The sequence below is a fragment of the Streptomyces sp. NPDC002784 genome (assembly GCF_053592135.1).
Genome location: NZ_JBSFVD010000036.1, coordinates 16312 through 37554, shown reverse-complemented (window position 1 = coordinate 37554; position 21243 = coordinate 16312). Strand labels below are relative to the sequence as shown.

Below are 21243 nucleotides of genomic sequence, written 5' to 3'. Positions count from 1 at the left end.
ACCGACGACACCGCCTTGCCCACCGAACTGACCGCATAGCCTCAAAGACGAGATCACCGAGTGGCCGTCGATACACCACTCCAGCGGACGTGACCCGATTGCGCGCTCACACCGTTCCGCGCTCGTTGGAGAGGTACCGTGTCCGAATTTTTCAACCGAGGGGTATCGCATATATGGTGGGCGATTGCAGCCCTATTCTTAGCCTTGGCTCTCGAAGTCGCAGCGATATTTTGGAGGTATCCGCTTATTGTGCAGGCGGTGATAGGAATTGCGGTTCTCTGCCCTTTGATTCTTCTCTCCAAGACTCTGAAATCGCGGCGCAATGGTTCTGCAACGAAGACCGCGAAGCAGACTCGATTCTACGCCATTGCGCTTGCTTTCTGCTGGGCGCTCATCATTGTGCCCATTGCGTTCGTCGTTGTTAAGGGGCGTAGTCACCCTGACTGGAGCGATGTGATTCTTTTGGCGGCGATCGGCGCATCCGCTCTCGCTCTCGCAATTATTCAGGAATCAATTGCGGCGCGTAGGGGGCGTTGACGGCCAACCAGTGGTTGAGATTATCCTTTCAAGGATATTGGAGAGATTATGGTCGGCGACAAGGTTGTTGCTCGCAGACCTGGAAGCAGGGGAGGTACGCCTCCGGGAGGTCACTCGCCTGAAGCTCACCGCCACGCACGAGCACCCCTTCTGGGTTCCTGAGATCGGCGCCTGGATCGAGGCCCGTAACCTAGCCGCCGGCACAACCCTCAGAACCCCAGACGGCACTACCGTCCGTTGAGTTGAGTGTTCGACCGTGGGTGGGGACATCACCGTTACGCGAGCTCGGCTCCTGCGGACGCCCCTACGGCACCGCCTGCCAGTACGAACACGCCTGCATCCGCTGCCCGATGCTCCACGTCAATCCCAGGATGCTCGCTCGGCTCTCCGAGTTCGAAGCAGACCTCCTGCAACGAAGGACGCAGGCTGAGGCCGAAGGCTTGATCGGTGAGATCGAGGGCATCGACCTCACCCTCACCTTCCTCCGCGCGAAGCGCGACGAGACCCAACGCCGAGTTCAGCGACCAACCGTCCACCTCGGCATCCCCGCACGCCGCCGTCCGTAGGAGTCCGAATGACGCTCTCCGGAGTGATGCCTCGAAGCAACGAGCTGTCAGAACCTGTGAACAGGCCCCAGTCTGCCCAGATCACTCCGTGATGGGCAGGCACTCGGCGAGCAGGTCGACGACGTCCCGCCAAGCTCGCTGAGAGTGCTGCGGGTGGTAACCGACCCCGGGAAGCACGGTGTGTTCGACCGGTGGGTGATGGAAGGCGTGCAAGGCGCCGCCGTAGACCACGAGGCGCCAGTCGACGCCCGCAGCCTGCATCTCGGCGGTGAATGCGTCCCGTTGCGCGGGCGGCATGATCGGGTCTTCTGACCCGACCCCGGCCCACACCGGGCAGTGAATGCGCGCTGTCTCGCCTGGTCGGCCCGTGATCAGTCCGTTGACTGTCGCGATCGCGCGCAGGTCGACGCCGTCGCGCCCGAGTTCCAGCGCGATTGCGCCCCCGGTGCCGTAGCCGACGGCGGCGATCCGGTCCGGGTCGGTCCGCGGCTCGGCGCGGAGCACGTCGAGCGCCGCGTGGCCGATGCCTCGCATCCGGTCGGGGTCGGCGAGCAGCGGCATGCAACGGGCCAGCATCTCCTCAGGGTCGCCCAAATAGCGCCCGCCGTGGAGGTCGAAGGCCAGCGCCACGTATCCCAGTTCGGCGAGCGCATCGGCCCGGCGGCGCTCGACGTCGCTGAGCCCCACCCCCTCGGGCCCGACCAGGACCGCGGGCCGGCGGTCGACACCGGCCGGGAGCGCGAGGTGCCCGATCATCGTCAGGCCGTCGGCCGCGTATTCGATCGTGCGCGTTGTAACTGTCGTCATGAGCCTGGACTGTAGTGTCGTCGAGCCCGGTCGGGCCGGTGCTCTGCTGCTGGCAGAAGGCAGGTCTTTGGCGTGTTCCGGAATCGCCGCCTCAGCGGTTCGGCTCAGAGCCTGGGTTGCAGGCCGAAGCAGGGTCGCGGCGTACGACGTCCTTTCGCATCGCGTCCGGGGGGCGGGAGGCGGACGCATGCCAGGCGAGTCAAAGCGGGGACGGCCGAACGTGTCCTTCCGGTGTGACCGTACGGTGTCCTGCGGCCGAAGCGTCGGCAGCCGTCAGCGCAAGAAGGCCGTCTCCGCCGCCCGCTGCCATGCCGCCTGCTGCCTCCCCCGCGGGGACGTGGCGGGGGCTGTGAGCGGCCAATCGCGGTCGCCTGTGGCGCAATTCAACCTTGCGTATGCATTGACAGGTCCGTCGGGCCGCTGCTGAACTACCGTCGGGGACGGGGGGAAACAGCAGCTTTGGGCCATCGTGGGAGCGCTCCCACGTAAGAGAATGGCCCCGGGTGAGCAGTCGGCTCCCCGGTCTCTCTTTCAATCTGCACGCATCGGTACGTCGCGGGCCAGGCCGGTTCCGGTGGCGGATTCCACTGTCAGTCATGTGCAAGTGCGCAAGGAGAACCACGATGGACGTCCCGTACGCCCGTGTCCGTTCCGTAGTGGGCGGAGGGGCCCGATGACGCCGACCGAGGAGAGTGTGGCGGCCCTGTGGGCCGAGGCGCTCGGCACCGCTCCCGAAGACGTCGGCACCGACTTCTTCGCGGCCGGCGGCACCTCGCTGAACCTGGTCCGGATGCTCGCCGGGGTGCAGGACACCTGGGGCGTGGAACTGCCCCTCGACCGCCTGTTCACCGAGGGCTTCACCGTGCGCGGCGCCGCCGCCGCGGTGGACGAGCTGCTGCTGGGCGCGTTGGACGCCGACGAACTGCGCGCCCTGGAGGCCGAGTTGGACGGCATGAGCGAGGAGGAGCTCAGCGTCCTGCTGGCGGACTCCACCGGCGCCGGCGGTGGCGCCGGCGCCGAGCCGGCGTAGGCGGGCGGATGTCCCTCTTCCTGCTGGTGACGCACGGCAGCGACGGCGACGTGCTGCCCTTCGTGGCGGTGGGCGCCGCCCTCGCCGGGGCGGGCCACCGCGTGGTGCTGCTGACCCACGCGCCCTACCGGGACGCCGCCGTCGCGGCCGGTCTCGGCTTCCGGGCCATCGACGACGAGTCCGCCTTCGAACGCACCCTGGCCGACACGCCGGGACTGCTCGGCTCCGCCCCCGGCCGCCTCGGCTGGGACGCCTTCTACCGGCGCAACGGCATGTTCGAGCAGATCGCCCGGGAGTGCGCGATGCTGCGGGAGCTGTACCGTCCCGGCGAGACGGTGCTCGTCGGCCGTCACACCTCGGGGGTGTCGGTGCGCTTCGTCGGCGAACTGCTCGGCGCCCCGGCCGCGTGGCTGGCGCTGGCGCCGACCCAGGTGATGGCGGCGCCCGTGGCCGCCCACACCTACGGGACCGAACTGGTCGCCGGCTTCACCGAGGTGCGGGCCGGTCTCGGGCTGCCTCCCGTCCGCGACTGGCGGCGCTGGTTCGACACCTGCGACGCCGTGATCGGCCTGTGGCCGCGCTGGTTCGACGAGGCCGGGCCGCGTTCCCCGTACTGGCTGCGGCTGACGGGATTCCCCCTCGCGGACACCGCGTCCCGGGCGCTCGGGGAGAGGGCCGGGGTGCAGGACGTGACCGGGGGCACCGACGCCCCGCCGCCCGGCTCCGTCCTCGCCACCGGCGGCACCGGCCGGATGCTGCACCCTCGCTACTACCCGGCGCTCACCGAGGCCGCCGGGCTGACCGGCCTGCCCACCACCCTCGTGGTGCGCCACCGCGACCTGCTGCCGGACCGGCTGCCGCCCAACGTGCGCTGGCAGCCCGGGATCCGGTTCGCCGACGTGCTACCGCAGGCCGCCGCGCTGGTCCATCACGGCGGCATCGGCACCTGTGCGCGGGCGCTGGCGGCCGGCTGCCCGCAGGTGGTGATGGCCGACGGCATCGACCGCCCGGACAACGCCGCCCGCCTCGCCCGCCACGGCCTGGCCCGCGTAGCTCCCGCCGAGGGGTGGGGTCCCGGGGAACTGGCGCAGGCCATCGTCGCGGCGGCGGCCGACGAGGGGTACGGCGAGCGGGCGGCCGATGTCGCGGCCGGCGCCGGTCGTGGCGAGCGGGTGTCCGGCGCCGCGGTCGGTGACGGCACGCGGGATCGTGCGGGCGAGGTGCCGGTCCGCGGCGACGCAGCCGCCGTGACCGCCCGCACCCGTGACCACCGCGGGGCGGCCGGTGCCGGTCGCGGCGAGCCGGTGCCCGGCCCTACGGTCGGTGACGGCACGCGGGATCGCGCGTACGAGGTGTCGGTCCGCGGCGACGCAGCCGTCGTGACCGCCCGCACCCGTGACCACCGCGCGACGGACGGCAATCTCGCGGAGGGTGGCGCCGTGGCTGCGGCCCGGCAACTGGCCGCGCTGGAACGGCCGGTGGCGGGCGCCGTGGCCCGGCTGCGCACGCTGTCCGCACCGGACCGGGCCCGGCTGCATGCCCGGCTGCGCGCCGCCCGCGCCGCCACGTCCTCCGACGGAGCGGCCCGGTGAAGATCCTGCTCGCCCAGAACCTCATCCACCTGCCCTCGCACGGCGGCGCGAACCGTTCCAACCGACTGCTGATGGAGGAGCTGGCCCGCCGCGGTCACACCTGTCTCGTGGTCGGCCCGCTGACCGGCGCGCTCGCCACCGGCCCGGTCACCGGCCCGGACGCTGCCGTGGCGGCGCTGCGCGAACGCGGCGCCACCGTGCTGGACGACGGTCCCGACGCCGTCGTCTACCAGTACCGGGGCGTGGAGGTGCACGCCGTGCGCTCGCCCTCCCTGCTGCCGGGCCGGATCCGCGCCGCCGCCCGCGTCCTCGGCCCCGAGGTCACCCTGACGCCCAGCGACGACCCGGGCCTGATGGTGCTCGGCGCGGCCCTCGCGGCCACCCCCGACCGCGTCGTCTACCTCGTGCACACGCTGCAGCAACTGCCTTTCGGGCCGGGGGCGTTCTACCCCAGCTCGGCCGGGACGGCGCTGGTGCGCCGTGCCGCCGCGGTCGTCGCGGTCAGCCGTGCCGCCCAGCGGTACGTCGCCGAACACGCGGGCCTGGACTCGGTGCTGATCCACCCGCACGTCTACGGGCCGGGGCCCTTCCCCGACCACGGCGCCGCCGGTCCGCACGGCCGCGCGGTCACGCTGATCAACCCGTGCGGCTACAAGGGCATCACGGTACTGCTGGGTCTGGCCGACGCACTGCCCGACGTGCCCTTCCTCGCCGTGCCGACATGGGGCACGCAGCCCGCGGACCTGGAGCGGCTGCGCCGTCGCCGCAACATCGAACTGACCGCGCCCGTCGACGACATCGACGACGTCCTGAGCCGCGCCTCGGTGCTGCTGATGCCTTCGCTCTGGGACGAGACCTTCGGCTACAGCGCGGTGGAGGCGCAGCTGCGGGGCATCCCCGTGCTGGCCTCTTCGGTCGGCGGACTCGCGGAGGCCGAGCTGGGCGTGGCCGGGACGCTGCCGGTGCGCCCGGTGACCGGGTACGCGGCACGGGCCGGCCAGGCACGTCCGGAGCCGGTGATCCCGCCGCAGGACGTGACGCCCTGGCGGACGGCGCTGCTCGCCCTGCTGGAGGACGAGACGACGTACCGCGCCAGGTCGGGGGCTTCCCGGCGGGCGGCGCACGCCTTCGTCGCCGGGCTCGACCCGGGCGCGCCGGAACGTTTCCTGACCGCTCTGTCCACGGCCCGGCGAGCCGCTCCGGCCGCCCCCGGAGCCGTATCGGGGCCGGGGGGTGTATCGGGAGCGGGAGCCGTATCGGGACCGGGGGGTGTTTCCGGAGCGGGAACCGTATCGGGACCGGGTGCCGCACCACGGCCCGACCGGACCTCCGGTCTCACCGGTCTCACCGGCGACGCCGGCTCGTCGCCCGCGAGGGCGGCGGCGCTGCGCGCGCTGGCGGCCCGCCGGGCACGGACCGCGCCGCGGCCGGGGGACGGGGGAGCGCCCACCGGCTGACGGGCGGACGTGAGCTGCACGCTTCCCGCCGCTCCGCCGTGCCCTTCCTTGCCGCGGGCAGCAGCCCACCGGACGCGACGGTGAGGGCGTCCGCCCCGTCCGTCACTGTCCGCCCGCAGGACGCCGCCCCGCACCTGACGCCGTCCGTCCGCGAACCGCCTCCGCCGCCGTCCCGTACGCCGGCGGAATTGACACCGCACTCATCACCACATGGGGGAACCGATGACCGAGCCCGACGACGATGATCTCGCCGCCCTGCTGCTGATCCGCCACTTCGAAGAGGCGCTGCTGCGGCTGTTCGGGGAGGGCCGGATCGCCGGCACCACGCACACCTGCCTCGGACAGGAGTACATCCCCGTGGCGCTCGCGCCGCTGCTGGGCCGCGAGGACTTCGTGTTCAGCAACCACCGTGGCCACGGGCACTACCTCGCCCTCACCGGGGACGCCGAGGGACTGCTCGCCGAGGTGATGGGGCGGGCCGGCGCGGTGTGCGGCGGGGTGGGCGGCAGTCAGCACCTGTACACCGGCCGGTTCCTGTCGACGGGCGTGCAGGGCGAGAGCCTGCCCGTGGCCGTCGGCGCCGCCCTGCACCGGCGGGGCCTCGCGGCCGGTGGCCTCGCCCTGGCCTTCGTCGGCGACGGCACCTGGGGCGAGGGCGCGGTGTACGAGGCGCTCAACATGGCGGCGCTGTGGCGGCTGCCCGTCGTCGTGGTCGTGGAGCACAACGGCATCGCCCAGTCCACCCCGACCGAGGCCCAGCTGGCCGGCACGATCCGGGGGCGGGCGGAGGCGTTCGGCATCGCGTACCACCACTCGGCCGCGACCGATCCGGCCGTGCTGCGCACCGAACTGGCGCCCCTGCTGGCGGCCGTGCGGGACGGTGCGGGTCCGCTGGTGGTGGAGCTGGACACGGTGCGGCTGGGACCGCACAGCAAGGGTGATGACACCCGCCCCGTCGAGCGCATCACCGAGCTGCACCGCCGGGACTGGTACCGCCGGTACGCGCAGGCTTTCCCGGAGCGGTTCCGGGAGGCCGACGCGCGGCTCGCCGCCACGGTGGCGCGGCTGGTGACCGAGGTCTCCGCCCGGCCGCCGTCGGACGGCCACGCCGCCGCCGTACCGCCGCCGCCCGCGCCCGTACCCGCGCTGCGGGCGACCGGCCCGGCGGACGCCGCCGCACCCGTGCCCCGTACGGCGGGACGGCCGGAGCGGATCGGCGAGCACCTCAACGACGCCCTGCACACGCTGCTGGCCGCCGATCCCGCCGTGCGGCTGCTCGGCGAGGACGTCACCGATCCCTATGGCGGGGCTTTCGGCGTCACCCGGGGACTGTCCACCCGGTTCGGGGAGCGGGTGCGGTCCACGCCCCTGAGCGAGGGAGCGATCGTCGGCGCGGGGGCGGGGCTGGCGCTGGCCGGCGGCAAGGCCGTGGTCGAGATCATGTTCGGTGACTTCGTGACGCTGGCCGTCGACCAGCTCGTCAACTTCGCCGCCAAGTCGGTCACCATGTACGGCCGCCGCGTTCCGGTGCCGCTGCTGGTCCGCTGTCCCGTCGGCGGGCGGCGTGGTTACGGTCCCACCCACAGCCAGAGTCCGCAGAAGCACCTGATGGGCGTGCCCGACCTGGACCTGTACGAGCTGAGCCCGTTCCACGACGTCGCCGCGCTGCTGGCCCACGCGCTCGGCACGGGGACGCCGTCGGTGCTCTTCGAGGACAAGATCCTCTACACCGCCCGCCGTTGGACCGGTGGAGTGGTGGACGACGTCCTGGGGTTCCGCGTCACCGAGGCACCGGACGGCGGTCCGGGCGTCGCCGTGGTCGAGCCCGCCGGCTCTCCCGAGCCGGACGCGGTGCTGATCGCCCCCGGCGGCCTGGCGCACCGGGCGGTCGAGGCGGCCCGCGACCTGCTGCTGGAGGACGAGATCGGCGTACGGCTGCTGGTGCCGGCCCGGCTGTGGCCGGTCCAGGCCGACGAACTGGCGGCGCTGTGCGGGGCCGCCCCGGCCGTGTTCGTGCTGGAGGACGGCACGCCCGGCGCGGGCTGGGGCGCCGAAGTGGCCCACGGACTGCACAGCCGCCTGTGGCACACACTGCGCGGGCCCGTGGAGCTGCGGTGCGCGGCGGACCGGGTGATCCCGGCCGCGCCGCATCTGGAGGACGAGGTGTTCCTGAGCGCCGGGGACATCCGGCGCGCCGTCGTGCGCCGGGTGACCGGTACGGCGGCGGGAGCCGGTGCACGACTGGAGGCGCACGTATGACCGGGGCCGCGGAAGTCCGCATGCCGAAGCTCAACAGCAACGACGCCGTTCATCTGCTGGCGGCGTGGGCCGTCGCGGACGGCGGCAAGGCCGTGGCCGGTGAGCCGCTGCTGGAGGTGGAGACCTCCAAGGCGCTCGAGGAGGTGGCCGCGCCGGCGGACGGACTGCTCGAACAGGTTGCGGAGCCGGGCCGGGAGTACCCGCCGGGCGCGCTCCTCGCCCGCCTGCACGCGGACGAGGAGGCGCTCGCCGCCGCCCGTGGCCGTACGGCCGCCGGTCCGGAACCGGCCCGTGCCGCCGCCGGCGTCACCGCGGCGGCGCCCGGTCTGGTCGTCACCCAGCCCGCGCGGGCCTTGCTGGCCGAACTGGGCATCCCTGAGTCGCGGGCACGGGAGTTGGGCGTGCCCGTCGTCCGCCGGGCCGACGTGGAGCGCCTCGCGGCGGGGACTGGCCACCCCGGTGCGGACCATGAAGGGTCGACAACAGCCGTACAGGCGGCCGTAATTGACGAATCATCATCCCGTGTGTCCGCCCCCGCCCCCGCCGCCGTGGCAACTGACGTGGTCCCGGCCGCCGACCCGCCCGGAACCGTCGTCACCCCCCTCACCCGCGTGCAGCGGGCCGTGGCCGCCACCGTCACCGTCTCGCACCGGACGGTGCCTGCCGCGTTCACCGTCGTGGAGGCGGACCTCACCGCCGCGCTCGCCGCCGGGCGGGAGTTGAGCGCCGCCGCCGGCTCCCTCGTCGGACCGGCCGAACTCACGCTCGCCGCCCTGGCCGTACGGCGTGCGCACGACCCCGCCTGCTTCGCCTCGCTCACCCCCGACGGCACCGCCACCCGCCTGCTCCCCGGCGCCCACATCGGCGTCACCTTCGACGTCGGCGCGGGACTGTACGTGCCCGTCGTACGGGACGCCGACCGGGCCGGGCTCGGCGAGATCTCCCGCACGCTGATGACGTTCCGCATGGCGGCAGTGCGCGGCGCCTTCCGCGAGAGCGACCTGAACGGGGCCAACATCACCCTCACCCTGCACACCGAGCCCGGCGTGGTCTTCGCCGTGCCGGTGGTCTTCCCCGGGCAGGCCTGCGCGCTGTCGCTCGCGGCACCGCGGGCCGTGGCGGTCCCGGACGGCGCCGGAGGTTTCCGCGAGCGCAGCCTCGTGCAGCTCGGCGCCGCCTATGACCATCGCCTGGTCAACGGCCGGGACGTGACGGCACTGCTCACCGGAGTGCGCGACCTGCTCCAGGACCCGGCACGGCTGGCGGAGGCGACGGAATGAGCGACCAGGAAACCGCCGTACCCGGGACCGGGCCCGCCATCGGGGCCGCGCCCGCCATCGGGGCCGTGCCCGGCATCGGGGCCGTGCCCGGCATTGGAACCGTGCCCGCGACTGAATCCGCACCCGGCACTGAATCCGCACCCGGCACTGGAACCGCCCCCGGCACGCGAACCGCACCCGGGACTGGAACCACGCCCGCCGACACACCCCGGACCGCCCCCGGCACCCCCTCCGACCGCCGTGAGATGGCCCTCCGCCTCCTCGCCGCCCGCCGGCGCACCACCGCCCCCGGCGGTTCCACGGGGCTGCCGCGGGCGCCGAGGGACGGCCGTCCGCTGGTGTGCTCGGCCGAGCAGCGGCGGATCTGGCTGGCCGAACTCATCGCGGGACCGGGCGCGGTCCCGCCGGTGACCGCCGGGCTGGCGCTGGACGGGCACCTCGACCCGGACCGGCTCACCGCGGCGCTCGCCGCCGTCCTGGGCCGTCACCCGGTGCTGCGCGCCCGGTTCGCCGCCCGCACCGGCCCGGACGGCCGGCCGGACGCCGAGCCGTGGCAGACCCTGCCCGCAGATCCGCCCACCGCGGCCGAGACGGCCACCCTGGTCGAGACGCTGGACCTGACGCCGTTCCCGGAACCCGAGCGGGAGGACATCGCCCGCGGCATGGCCGTGTCCGCCGCCGGACAGCCCTTCGACCCGACCACGGGCCGGCTGCTGCGGCTGACCGTCCTGCGCCTGGCGGCGGACCGGCACCGGCTCCTGCTGACCTGCCACCACCTCGCCGCCGACGGCGCCTCCGTCGCGGTCCTGCTGGACGGGCTCGCCACCGCCTACCGGGACGGGCCGCACACCGTGCCGCCCGGCCCGGAGATTCCCGACTACGCGGACTACGCCCAGTGGTCCAGGGACCGGCTGGAACGGGTGCTGCCCGACCGGCTCGCCTACTGGCGTCACCAGCTCGCCGGCGCCCCGCCGCGACTGCTGCCGGACCTCGCGCCTCCCGCCCGCCCGGCCCGGGCGGGAGGACGCAGCACCGCCACGGCCGTCGCCCGGGTGGACGCCACCACGCTGGAGGCGCTGCGCGGGGTCGGCGGGGGAGTGCCGCTGACCGCGCACACCGCCCTGCTGACCGGCTACCTGATGCTGCTGGCGCGTGCCGCCCGCACCGCGGAGGCGACCGTCGGCGTGGTCTCCGGAGGCCGCCCGCACCCGGAACTCGCCACCGTCGTCGGCTGTTTCACCGACCTGTTGCCGTTGCGGGTCAAGCTCCACGGCGACCCCGACTTCCGCACCCTGGCGCACCGCGTCCGCGACGCGCTCGCCGCAGCGCTGACGCACGCGGCGCCCTTCGACCGGATCGTCTCCGCGGTCGCACCGCGCCGCGCTCGGGGCGTGCACCCGCTGTTCCAGACGCTGTTCGTGGAACGGGAGGAGGGCGCCCGCGCGGCCACGGGCGCGGCCGGGAGCGGCTGGGGCCCCGGACTGGCCTCCCGCCCGTGGGGCCAGGAGGTCGACGGCACCGCGTACGACCTCACCCTGGCCGCGACCACCGGCCCGGGCGGCGCCGAACTGGTGCTGACCTACCCGCGCGACCGGTTCGCCCCCGGGGCCGCCGGCGCTTTCACGGCCGAACTGGCCGAGGTGCTGCGCCTGTCGGCGGAGAATCCGGATGCTCCCGTGAGCCGGCTGCGCACCCCGGAGGCGTGGCGGCCCGCCCCGGCCCCCGACGACGCCCGGACCGAGCACCGGCCGACTCCCGGCTCGGACACCGCCGCCGTGGACGCCCCTCACGCGGAGGCCCCCACCGCGGACGCCGCCGACGCGTCGCCGCAGGCCCCCGCGACCCGGTCGGTCACCGACGCGGTGTGCGCGCTGTGGGCCGAGGTGCTGGGCCGCCCCGGGATCGGCCCGGACGACGACCTGTTCGCGCTCGGCGGCGACTCCCTCGCCGTCGTACGGATCGCCGCCCGGACCGAGGACCGCTTCGGCGTGCCGGTGCCCGCCGGCCTGTTCTTCGAGACTCCCACCCCGGCCGCGTTCGGCGCGGCCCTCGCCCGGCTCGTCGAGGAGCACCACCATGGCTGACCGCGAGTACCCGCTGACCCCGGTGCAGGAGCGGATGTGGTTCCTGCACCGGCTCGACCCCGACGACACCTCGGAGAACCTGACCACCGTCCGCCTGCTGCGCGGGCCCCTCGACGCGAGCGGGCTGCAGCGCGCCCTCGCCGCCGCGGCGGCCCGCCATGAGCCGCTGCGCGCCTGCGTCACCGACACGGACGGATCACCCGTGCAGCGCGTCACCGCGACCGGCCCCGTCCTGGTCCGGCACGACCTGCGCGGCACGCCCGAGGCCCGCCGGGAGGCCGTACGGCGTGCGGAACAGCGCGGCGCCGAGCCCTACCGGCTGGACCGCGCACCGCTGGTCCGCGCCGAGCTGTACCAGGTGGCCGACGACGAGCACGTGCTGCTGCTCGCCGCCCACCATCTGGTCTCCGACGGCTGGTCCATCCAGCTCCTGCTGCGCGAACTGGCCGACAGCTACGCCGCGTTCGCCTCCGGTGGCGGGCCGCGGCTGCGCCCGCTCACGGCCGGCTACGGCGATCACGTCATGTGGCGGCGCTCCCGGCTGGCCGGCCCCGAGGCGGACCGCGCCCTCGCCCACTGGACGGCCGAACTGGCCGACCCGCCCGGCCCGGGACTGCCCCCCGGCTCACCCGTCCTGCCCGGCACCGCCGAGGTCGGCGCGCAGCGGCTGTACGGCGGAACGGAGCCCGGACCGTCCGCCCCGGCCCGCGCACGGGTGGACGCCGCGACCGCGGACGCCATCGCCGCACTGGCGGGGCGGCACGGGTGCACGCCCTTCATGGCGTGGCTGGCCCTGTTCCAGATCCTCGTCGGACGGCACACCGGGCAGGAGGACGTCGTCGTCGGCACGGCCTTCGCGGGTCGCGAGCGCGCCGAGGACGAGGAACTGGTCGGCTGCTTCACCGCCGTACTGCCGCTGCGCGCCGACCTCGGCGGCGAGGTGACGTTCGCCGGGCTGCTGTCGCGCACCCGGCGCACGGTCACCGGCGCGCTCACCCATCCGCACGTGCCGTACGAGAAACTGCTCGGCACGCTCGGGACCGCGCGCGGGGCCGGTCAACCGCGGCTGTTCCGCTCCTGGTTCAACCTGCACACCGAGAGCGCGGCGCCCGGAAACGGCGACGGCGGCGAGGAGTTCGGGGCGCGGACCGGGCTGCGCATCGAGCCGCTTCGCACCGACCCGCCGCCGACGCCGTTCGACCTGTCCCTGGACGCCTGGCCCGTACCGGACGGCATCGACCTGGTCCTCATGCACGACCCCGCGCTGCTCGCACCCGAGGCCGCCCAGGCGCTCCTGGACCGGCTGCCGCTGCTGGCCCGTGCCGCGGTCGCCGACCCGGACACGCCCGTGGACCGGCTGCCGCTGCTCGCCCCGGACGAGACCGGCGCCCTGCTGCGCGGACCGGACGCCCCCGGGACGGCCGCCGGGGAGAGCGTGGTGACGTGGCTGCTGCGGCAGGCCGCCGCCACACCCGACGCGCCCGCCCTGGAGGACGGGGCGGCGGGCCTGGTGCTCGGCTACGGCGACCTGCTCGCCGCCGCCGGCCGGGTCGCCCGGCTGCTGCGCGCGGCCGGCGCGCTACCGGGCACCCCGGTCGGCCTGGCCGGCGCCCGGTCGGCCGAGACCGTGACCGGCATGCTGGGGATCCTGCTGGCGGGCTGCGCCTATCTGCCGCTGGACCCCGGCCTGCCCGAGGCCCGGCTGGCCGCCATGCTGCGACAGGCCGGCGCGACGGCGGTACTGGCGGGCGCGGGGAGCCGTACGGTCCCGGGCGGCCCGCCCACCGTGAAACTGCCCTCCCTCACCGCGGCCCCGGACCGGGCGGCCGACCATGCCGGGGACCGGGCCGCCGACCCCGCCCCGGAGCAACCCGCCGTCCCAGCGCCCAGCGACCCCGCTCCGGAGCAACCCGCCGCCCCCGCGCCCGGCGACCCCGCCTACGTGCTGTACACCTCCGGCTCCACCGGCGAGCCCAAGGCGGTCGTGGTGCCGCACCGGGCGCTGGCCGTGCGGGTCGGCTGGATGCGCGAGGCCTACCGGCTGGGGCCGGGGGAGCGCGTGCTCCAGTTCGCCTCGCTCGGTTTCGACACCCACGTCGAGGAGATCTTCCCGGCGCTGTGCTCCGGCGCGACCGTGGTCCTGCTGCCCGTGCCGTCCGCCGAACTGCCGGACTGGCTGGCCGGACCCGCGGGCGACCGCATCACCGTGCTCGACCTGCCCACCGCCTACTGGCAGGAACTCGTCGCGGCCGGCGACCGCATCGCCTGGCCCTCCGCGCTCCGGGCGGTCGTGCTCGGCGGCGACCAGGTGCACTCCCGGGCGGTCGCCGCCTGGCGGGAGCGCTTCGGCGACCGCGTCGAACTGTGGAACACCTACGGCCCCACCGAGGCCGCCGTCATCGCCACCGCCGCCCGCCTCGGCCCCGACGACGCCCAGGTACGGCCCGGCATCGGCCGACCGATCACCGCGACCGGCGCCTATGTACTCGACCCGGCCCGCAGACCGGTGCCCCCCGGCGTGCCCGGTGAACTGTGGCTGTCCGGCGACGGTCTGGCCGACGGATACGCCGGCAGCCCCGAGCTGACGGCCCGTCGGTTCACCGAGGACCCGTTCGGCCCGCCCGGCGCCCGCATGTACCGCACCGGCGACCTGGCCCGCCAACGACCCGACGGCGCACTGGAGTTCCTCGGCCGCACGGACCGTCAGCTCAAGGTGCGCGGCCACCGGGTGGAACCCGCCGAGGTGGAGGCCGCCCTGCTCGCCCACCCAGCGGTCGCCGAAGTGGTCGCCGGACTGCACGACGGCGCGGGCCGGCAGAGCCTCGTCGCCTGGGTCGTGCGGCGGCCCGGCGCCGAACCGGAAGCGGCGCAGCTCCTGAACCACCTGCGCGGCCTGCTGCCCGGCCACCTCGTGCCCAGCGCCGTCGTCGTCCTCGCCCGGATGCCGCTGACCTCTCGCGGCAAGATCGACCGCGCCGCGCTGCCCGCGCCCGGTTCCGCTGCCGGCCCCGCCGCCGCGCGCACCGGTTCCGGTACCGCGCCGCGCACCGAGGCCGAACAACTGGTGGCCGAGGTGTGGGAGGAGGTGCTCGCGGTCCACGGGATCGGCGCCGACGACGACTTCTTCGCCCTCGGCGGACACTCCCTGCTTGCCCTGCGCGCCGTGGCCCGGCTGCGTGCCGCCCTCGGCGTCGACGTCCCGGTGCGCACCGTGTTCACCGCGCCCACCGTCGCGCAGACCGCCGTGGCCGTGGAGGACCTGCTGCTCGCGGACATCGCCGCGCTGAGCGACGCCGAGGTCGAAGAGATGATCAAGGAAGGGGATCCGGCCGTATGAGCATCGTCGACGACAGGCCGCAGCCGGAGGACCGCCACGCCGCCCGCGGTACGTCCGCCGCCCGCGCGGAACTGCTGGCCCGAAGACTGCGCCGGGCCCGTACCGCCGCCCCGGCGCTCACCGTGCCCCGGCGTCCCGAGGGTGCCGAACCGCCGCTGTCCTTCGCTCAGGAACGCCTGTGGTTCATGGACCGCTTCGTCCCGGACACCACCGCCTATACCGTGCCGCAGGCGGTCCGGCTGCGCGGGCCGCTGGACCCGGAGCGGCTGGAGCGCGCGCTGCGCCGGGTGGTGGCCCGCAATGAGAGCCTGCGGATGCGCTTCCCGTCCGACGCCGACGGCCGCCCCCGCGTCGAGGTCACCGCGGACGGCGGCGTCCGCCTGAACGTCCGCACCACACCCCCACAGGCCGACCCCGCCCGGCGCGAGGCCCTTCTCGCCCGCTGGATCGACGAGGAGATCTCCCGCCCCTTCGACCTGGCCACCGGCCCCGTGCTGCACGCCGCGCTGCTGCGCGCCGCACCGAGCGAGCACGTGCTCGTCCTCGTGCACCACCACATCGTCTCCGACGGCTGGTCCAGCGAACTGTTTCTGCGCGAACTCCTCGCCGCCTGCGCCGACGACGCCCCCGAACCGCAGGCCGACCCCGAACCGGCCGTGCGCTACGGCGACTTCGCCGCCTGGCAGCGGGAGCGCTACCGGGGCGAGGTGCGCCAGGCAGACCTGGACCACTGGCTCGCCCGGCTGGCCGGCGTACGACCGCTGGACCTGCCCGCCGACCTGCCCCGCCCCGCCGAGCCCACCTTCCGCGGCTCCGGGCAGGGCATCGCCCTCGACGCCGACCTCTCCCGCGCGGTGCTCGACCTGGGGGCCGCGCACGGCGCCACCCCGTACATGACCCTGCTCGCCGCCTACCAGGCGCTGCTGGGCCGCTGGTCCGGCCAGGACGACTTCGCCGTCGGATCCACCGTCGCCGGCCGTACCCTGCCCGAACTGGAGCCGCTGGTCGGCCTGTTCGCCAACGTCCTGGCCCTGCGGGCCGATCTGTCCGCAGACCCCGACTTCGTCACCCTGCTCGGCCGGGTCAGGGACGGCTTCCTCGCCGACCTGGCCCACCAGGAGATGCCGTTCGAACAGCTCGTGGGCGAGCTGGCGCTGCCCCGCGACCCCAGCCGCACCCCCGTCTTCCAGACCGCCTTCACGCTGCTCAACTACGAGCGCGCCGAGCACGGCCGCGGAGACCACGGCCGCGCCGAGCACGACCGGACCGAGCATGATCCGACCGAACATGACAGGACCGAAAACGACCGGACCGAACGCGACCGGACCGAACGCGACCGGACCGAACACGACCGGTCCGCCGGGCCAGGCGCGGACGTGCCCGAACTCGAGGTGGTCCACCAGCCGTTCGAGATCCGCGCCACCCGCTTCGACCTGGAGCTGTATCTGCGCCAGACCCCCGACGGGCTGCACGGCTTCTTCACCTACAGCACCGACCTGTTCTCGCCCGCCACCGCGGCCCGCCTGCCGGTGCTGTTCGAGCGGCTGCTGCGGCAGGCGGTCCGCCACCCCGACGTGCCGCTGTCCCGGCTCGACCTGCTGGACGAGGCGGAGCGCGAGACCGTTCTGCGCACCTGGAACGACGTCCCGCAGGAGGTGCCGGGCCCGCACACCCTGCACGGCCGTTTCGAGGAGCGCGCCGCCCGCACCCCCGGCCAGGTGTGCCTGGTCGTCGACGGCCCCGCCGGACCGGACGGCCGGCCCCGCACCGAGGAGCTGACGTACCGTGAACTCGACCGCCGCGCCACCGCGTTGGCCGGCCGGCTGCGCGGCGCGGGCGTCGGACCCGGCACCGTCGTCGCCGTCTGCGCGGAGCGCTCCGCCGCACTCGTCGCCGCGCTGCTCGGCGTGCTCAAGGCGGGCGGCGCCTATCTGCCGCTGGACCCCGACAACCCGGCCGAACGGCTGGCCGGTCTGCTCGCCGACGCGGCGCCCCCGGTGCTGCTCGCGGCCGACGCCGTCCACGGCCGGCTGCCGCAGCCGCCCGAGGGCACCCGCGTCCTGTCCCTGGACGACCCCGAACTGTGGCGCCCGGACCCCGCCGCCCCGCCCGCGCCGCACATCGCTCCCGACAACCCCGCCTACGTCATCTTCACCTCCGGCTCCACCGGCCGCCCCAAGGGAGTGATCTGCACCCACCGCGGCATCCACAACCGGCTCGACTGGATGCAGCGTGCCCACCCGCTGCACGCCGACGACGCCGTGCTCCAGAAGACGCCGACCGGCTTCGACGTCTCCGTGTGGGAACTGTTCTGGCCGCTGCGCGAGGGCGCCCGGCTGGTCATGGCCCGTCCCGGCGGCCACCGCGACGGCGGCTACCTGCGCGACGCCGTACGCCGGCACGCCGTCACCACCGTCCACTTCGTGCCGTCCATGCTGGCCGTCTTCCTCGCCGAGGACGGCGTCGAGCGGTGCACCACGCTGCGCCGGGTGATCTGCAGCGGAGAGGAACTCCCCGCCGACCTCGCCCGCCGCTTCCTCGACCGCTTCCACGCCTGCGAACTGCACAACCTCTACGGCCCCACCGAGGCCTCCGTGGACTGCACCGCCTGGCCCTGCACCCGCGAGTCGCTCGCCGGCGCCCACCGCGTGCCCATCGGACGCCCCGTGCAGAACATGCGCATCTACGTCCTCGACCGCAACCGCCGGCCCGTGCCCGTCGGCATGCCTGGCGAGCTGTACATCGCCGGCCCCGGTGTGGCCCTCGGCTACCTCAACCGGCCCGGCCTCACCGCGCAGCGCTTCGTCCCCGACCCGTGGGGCGAGCCTGGCGCCCGCATGTACGCCAGCGGCGACCTCGGCCGGCACCGGCCGGACGGCGCCCTGGAATACCTCGGCCGCACCGACGACCAGGTCAAGCTGCACGGGCTGCGCATCGAACCCGGCGAGATCGAGGCCGCCCTGCGCGCCCTGCCCGGCGTCGGCGCGGCGGCGGTGGTGGTGCGCGAGGACCGCCCGGGCGACCGGCGCCTGGTCGCCTACCTGGTGCCCGAAGCACCCGGCGACCCGGGCGAAGCACCCGCCGACCCGGCCGCAGCACCCGGCGACCTGGGCGAAGCACCCGGCGCCCCGGCCGCAGCACCCGGCCACTTGGCCGAAGCACCCGGCGCCCCGGCCGAAGCGCCGAGCCACTTGCCCGAAGCACTCGCCGACCCGGCCGTAGCACCCGGCGGCCCCCCGGAACGCGGCCTGCCTGACGACGTCCTTCAGGCCGGTCCGGACGGCATGGCCGCCGACCCGGGCTTGCTGCGCCAGTCGCTGCGCCGCACCCTGCCCGACTCCATGCTGCCCTCGGCCTACGTCGTCCTGGACGCCCTGCCCATCGGCCCCAACGGCAAGCTCGACCGGCGGGCGCTGCCCGCGCCGGTGCGGGGCGCCGGGGGCGGCGGCGGGGCGCCGGCCACCGACGCCGAACGCGCCGTCGCCGAGGTGTGGGCCCGCATCCTCGACGTCCCCCTGCCGGACCGCGACGACGACTTCTTCGCCCTCGGCGGGCACTCCCTGCTGGCCATCCGGATCATCGCCGCGCTGCGCCGGGCCCTGCCCGAGGCGGCCGGGGTCACCCTGATGGACCTCTTCCGCCAACCCACGGTCCGCGGCCTGGCCGCCCACCTCACCACACCGGAGGCCGAGCGCGGCCCCGCCCGGGTCCTGCACGAACTGACGCCCACCCCGCCGCCGGGCCGCACACCGGAGCTGACCGTGGTGGCGGTGCCGTACGGCGGCGGCAGCGCCGTCGTCTACCGGCCGCTCGCCGAGGCGCTGCCGCCCGGCCACGCCCTGTTCGCCCTGGCGGGCACGGGGGAGGAGATGGGACTCCAAGGCCGCCGCACCGCCCTCCCGGACCTGGTGGACGCGGCCGTCGCCGAGATCCTGGAACGCGTGCACGGCCCGCTCGTCCTCTACGGCCACTGCGGCGTCGGCGGCGCCCTGGTGATCGCCCTCGCCCTCGCCCTGGAGGCGGCCGGCCGGCCGGTGGAGGCCGTCTACGCCGGAGGCATCTTCCCCTTCGCCCGGCCCCGCGGGCCCGTGGTGCGGATGCTCGACAGGCTGGAACGATTCGGCAGCGACCGCCGCTACCGGGACTGGCTGATCTCGATCGGCCTGAGCATGGACGACGTCGAACCGGCGCAGGCCCGCCGCATGGTGCGCGACATGCGCGCCGACAACCGGGACGCCGAGGAATACTTCACCGCGCTGCTCCAGGACCGGGTGCAACCGCTGTCCGCGCCGGTGATCTCGGTGGTCGGCGAGCGCGACGACATCACCCTGTACCACGAGGAGCGGTTCCGGGAGTGGCACTTCGTCACCAACGCCAGCGCCCTCGTGGTGCTGGACGAGGCGGGGCACTACTTCCTGAGCTACCGCGCGCCCGAACTGGCGGACATCATCACCAGCGTCCACCCGGCCCTGACCGCACCGACGGACGCGGGCCCGCAGCAGGAGGAGTCCGGCACACCGCGGCCGACCGCCCCCGCCGCACCGCGGCCGGCGGCGCGGACGTGGCGACTGGCGGACGTATCACACGGCGAGGTGCCGCTGCCCGGCGGCGGGCCCGGTGAAGAGGGTGACTCCGATCCCGTCGAGCGGACCCCGTCGCCGTCCCGCGGCCCTCGCCGGCGACGGGACCGCCGTCCGCCCGAACCCGCGATGCCCCGCTTCCTCGCCGTCGCCGCCGGGCAGCTCGTCTCCATGGCCGGCACCTCCATGACCGAGTTCGCGCTGCCGCTGTGGGTGTTCCTCGGCAGCGGTTCGCTGCTCCAGCTCGGGCTGCTGTCCTCCCTGGCGCTGGTGCCGGGCCTGCTCGTGGCGCCACTGGCCGGGGCCGTGGCCGACCGGTTCAGCCGACGACGCGTCATGATCGCCGCGGATGTCGCCGCTCTGCTGATCCAGGGCCTGATGCTGACGCTGCTGCTGGCCGGGGCGCTCACCGACGCCGCCCTGTACCCGCTGATGACCTTGCTGTCCGTGGCCCTGACCTTCCAGCGCATCTCCTGGGCCTCGGCCGTCCCGCAGCTCGCGCCCAAGCAGTACCTCGGCCACGCCAACGGCCTGGTGCAGGCCGGCGCGGGTACGGTCCAGTTCGCCGTCCCCCTGCTCGCCACCGCCGTACTGGCGACCGTGGGACTGCACGGCATCCTCATCATCGACGTGTGCAGTTACGCCGTCGCCATCGCCGTCACCGCCTCCTTGCGGTTCCCGGCCCGGCTGGGCTGGCGGCGCCGCGAGAGCGTCGGCGAGGAGATCCGGGCCGGCTTCCGGCTGGCGATGAGCACGCCCGGCTTCCGGGCCATGCTGCTGTTCTTCGCCGTGACGAACCTGCTGCTGGGGCCGCTGCTCATCCTCTTCCAGCCGCTGGTCCTCGGCTTCACGGACCTGGGCGACGTGGCCCGGGTATCGCTCGCGGGCGGGGTGGGCATCGCCGCGGGCGGCGCCCTGATGGCGGTCTGGGGCGGGCCGAAGCAGCGCAGGATGACCGGCGTCCTGCTGGCGTTCCTCGTACTGGCCGCCTGCTGCGCGGTCACCGGACTGCGCCCGTCGCTGCCGCTGGTGGCCGCGGGGGTGTTCGGGATCTTCGCCGGGCTGACCGTGATGAACGCGATCTACGCCACGATCATCCAGGTCAAGGTGCCCGCCCGCTTCCACGGCCGGATCTTCGCGGTCAACACGGTGTTCGCCTGGTGCACCATGCCGGTGGGCTTCCTGCTGCTCGGTCCCGGCACCGCCGCGCTGCTCGAGCCCGCCATGGAGCCGGACGGGACGCTGGCGGGCACCGCGGGCCGGATCCTGGGCACGGGGGAGGGCCGCGGGCTGGGCCTGATGTACGTGCTTTTCGGTCTGGCGCTCGTGCTCGTGGTCCTGTGCGCCCGGCGGATTCCGGCGCTCGCCCGTTTCGACGCCGAGGTGCCGGACGCCCGGCCGGACGACCTGGTCGGCCTCCAGTCCCTGCGCGCCCGCCGGTTGCCGGACCCGTCGCCGGACGGGCCATCGGCAACGGACGGATCTGCGGCCACGGAGGGCTCTGCGGCCATGGACGGACGCGACGCGCAACCGGTCAGCGCGTCGGCGCCGCACACGGGAGGCTGACGGACGGACGGCGGCGAAGGAGCGGACCGGTTGCGAGGGGAGCGGACCCCGTGACGGGTTCCGCGCCCTCGCCGCCGGGCTGCGGTCCGGAGCAATAGACGGTGGCTTGAACCATGGCCGGATTGCTGCCGGTTGGTGCGAATTGGTC

Annotated in this window: 11 protein-coding genes; 9 read left to right on the top strand and 2 right to left on the bottom strand. The window is 74.8% G+C overall.

Features of this window, described 5'->3' with window-relative positions; translation table 11 throughout:
* Positions 1-138: 138 nt before the first annotated feature.
* Positions 139-537 (top strand): hypothetical protein, encoded by a 399-nt coding sequence (locus tag ACWD1Z_RS33675; RefSeq protein WP_451124087.1) that lies wholly within the window; start codon positions 139-141, stop codon positions 535-537.
* A 275-nt stretch (positions 538-812) separates the two neighbouring features.
* Here the strand turns inward: ACWD1Z_RS33675 and ACWD1Z_RS33670 are convergent, their stop codons facing one another.
* Together ACWD1Z_RS33670 and ACWD1Z_RS33665 are read right to left on the bottom strand one after the other, a co-directional pair.
* Positions 813-1073, bottom strand: a complete 261-nt coding sequence (locus ACWD1Z_RS33670) for a hypothetical protein (protein WP_451124086.1) — start codon at positions 1071-1073, stop codon at positions 813-815.
* A 111-nt stretch (positions 1074-1184) separates the two neighbouring features.
* Complete coding sequence (locus ACWD1Z_RS33665; RefSeq protein WP_451124084.1) at positions 1185-1910, bottom strand: dienelactone hydrolase family protein; 726 nt, start codon at positions 1908-1910, stop codon at positions 1185-1187.
* 673 nt (positions 1911-2583) lie between these two features.
* On the opposite strand from ACWD1Z_RS33665, the gene ACWD1Z_RS33660 reads away from it, so the two are divergent.
* From ACWD1Z_RS33660 to ACWD1Z_RS33625, 8 genes are all read left to right on the top strand, one after another.
* On the top strand, positions 2584-2940 hold the full coding sequence (locus ACWD1Z_RS33660) for a phosphopantetheine-binding protein (protein WP_451124082.1): 357 nt from the start codon (positions 2584-2586) through the stop codon (positions 2938-2940).
* Between the two features lie 8 nt (positions 2941-2948).
* Positions 2949-4532: a glycosyltransferase gene (locus ACWD1Z_RS33655; RefSeq protein ID WP_451124080.1), complete on the top strand. Its 1584-nt coding sequence runs from the start codon at positions 2949-2951 to the stop codon at positions 4530-4532.
* Positions 4529-5989, top strand: a complete 1461-nt coding sequence (locus tag ACWD1Z_RS33650) for a glycosyltransferase (protein WP_451124079.1) — start codon at positions 4529-4531, stop codon at positions 5987-5989. The genes ACWD1Z_RS33655 and ACWD1Z_RS33650 overlap by 4 nt, the downstream gene beginning before the upstream one ends.
* Positions 5990-6211: 222 nt before the next feature.
* Complete coding sequence (locus ACWD1Z_RS33645; protein ID WP_451124078.1) at positions 6212-8248, top strand: thiamine pyrophosphate-dependent enzyme; 2037 nt, start codon at positions 6212-6214, stop codon at positions 8246-8248.
* Positions 8245-9528 carry a 2-oxo acid dehydrogenase subunit E2 gene (locus ACWD1Z_RS33640; RefSeq protein WP_451124077.1) on the top strand — a complete coding sequence of 428 codons (1284 nt, stop codon included), beginning with the start codon at positions 8245-8247 and terminating at the stop codon, positions 9526-9528. Before ACWD1Z_RS33645 ends, ACWD1Z_RS33640 begins: the two co-directional genes overlap by 4 nt.
* A 245-nt stretch (positions 9529-9773) precedes the next feature.
* Positions 9774-11612: a condensation domain-containing protein gene (locus ACWD1Z_RS33635; protein WP_451124075.1), complete on the top strand. Its 1839-nt coding sequence runs from the start codon at positions 9774-9776 to the stop codon at positions 11610-11612.
* On the top strand, positions 11605-14949 hold the full coding sequence (locus tag ACWD1Z_RS33630; RefSeq protein WP_451124073.1) for an amino acid adenylation domain-containing protein: 3345 nt from the start codon (positions 11605-11607) through the stop codon (positions 14947-14949). Before ACWD1Z_RS33635 ends, ACWD1Z_RS33630 begins: the two co-directional genes overlap by 8 nt.
* Positions 14946-21095 carry a non-ribosomal peptide synthetase/MFS transporter gene (locus ACWD1Z_RS33625; RefSeq protein ID WP_451124071.1) on the top strand — a complete coding sequence of 2050 codons (6150 nt, stop codon included), beginning with the start codon at positions 14946-14948 and terminating at the stop codon, positions 21093-21095. The genes ACWD1Z_RS33630 and ACWD1Z_RS33625 overlap by 4 nt, the downstream gene beginning before the upstream one ends.
* Positions 21096-21243 lie beyond the last annotated feature (148 nt).

What these genes read in the sequence shown, in the direction of transcription:
- ACWD1Z_RS33665 (WP_451124084.1), bottom strand. Translation starts at nt 1,910, where the DNA reads ATGACGACAGTTACAACGCGCACGATCGAATACGCGGCCGACGGCCTG.
- ACWD1Z_RS33625 (WP_451124071.1), top strand. Translation starts at nt 14,946, where the DNA reads ATGAGCATCGTCGACGACAGGCCGCAGCCGGAGGACCGCCACGCCGCC.
- ACWD1Z_RS33640 (WP_451124077.1), top strand. Translation starts at nt 8,245, where the DNA reads ATGACCGGGGCCGCGGAAGTCCGCATGCCGAAGCTCAACAGCAACGAC.
- ACWD1Z_RS33655 (WP_451124080.1), top strand. Translation starts at nt 2,949, where the DNA reads ATGTCCCTCTTCCTGCTGGTGACGCACGGCAGCGACGGCGACGTGCTG.
- ACWD1Z_RS33635 (WP_451124075.1), top strand. Translation starts at nt 9,774, where the DNA reads ATGGCCCTCCGCCTCCTCGCCGCCCGCCGGCGCACCACCGCCCCCGGC.
- ACWD1Z_RS33645 (WP_451124078.1), top strand. Translation starts at nt 6,212, where the DNA reads ATGACCGAGCCCGACGACGATGATCTCGCCGCCCTGCTGCTGATCCGC.
- ACWD1Z_RS33660 (WP_451124082.1), top strand. Translation starts at nt 2,584, where the DNA reads ATGACGCCGACCGAGGAGAGTGTGGCGGCCCTGTGGGCCGAGGCGCTC.
- ACWD1Z_RS33630 (WP_451124073.1), top strand. Translation starts at nt 11,605, where the DNA reads ATGGCTGACCGCGAGTACCCGCTGACCCCGGTGCAGGAGCGGATGTGG.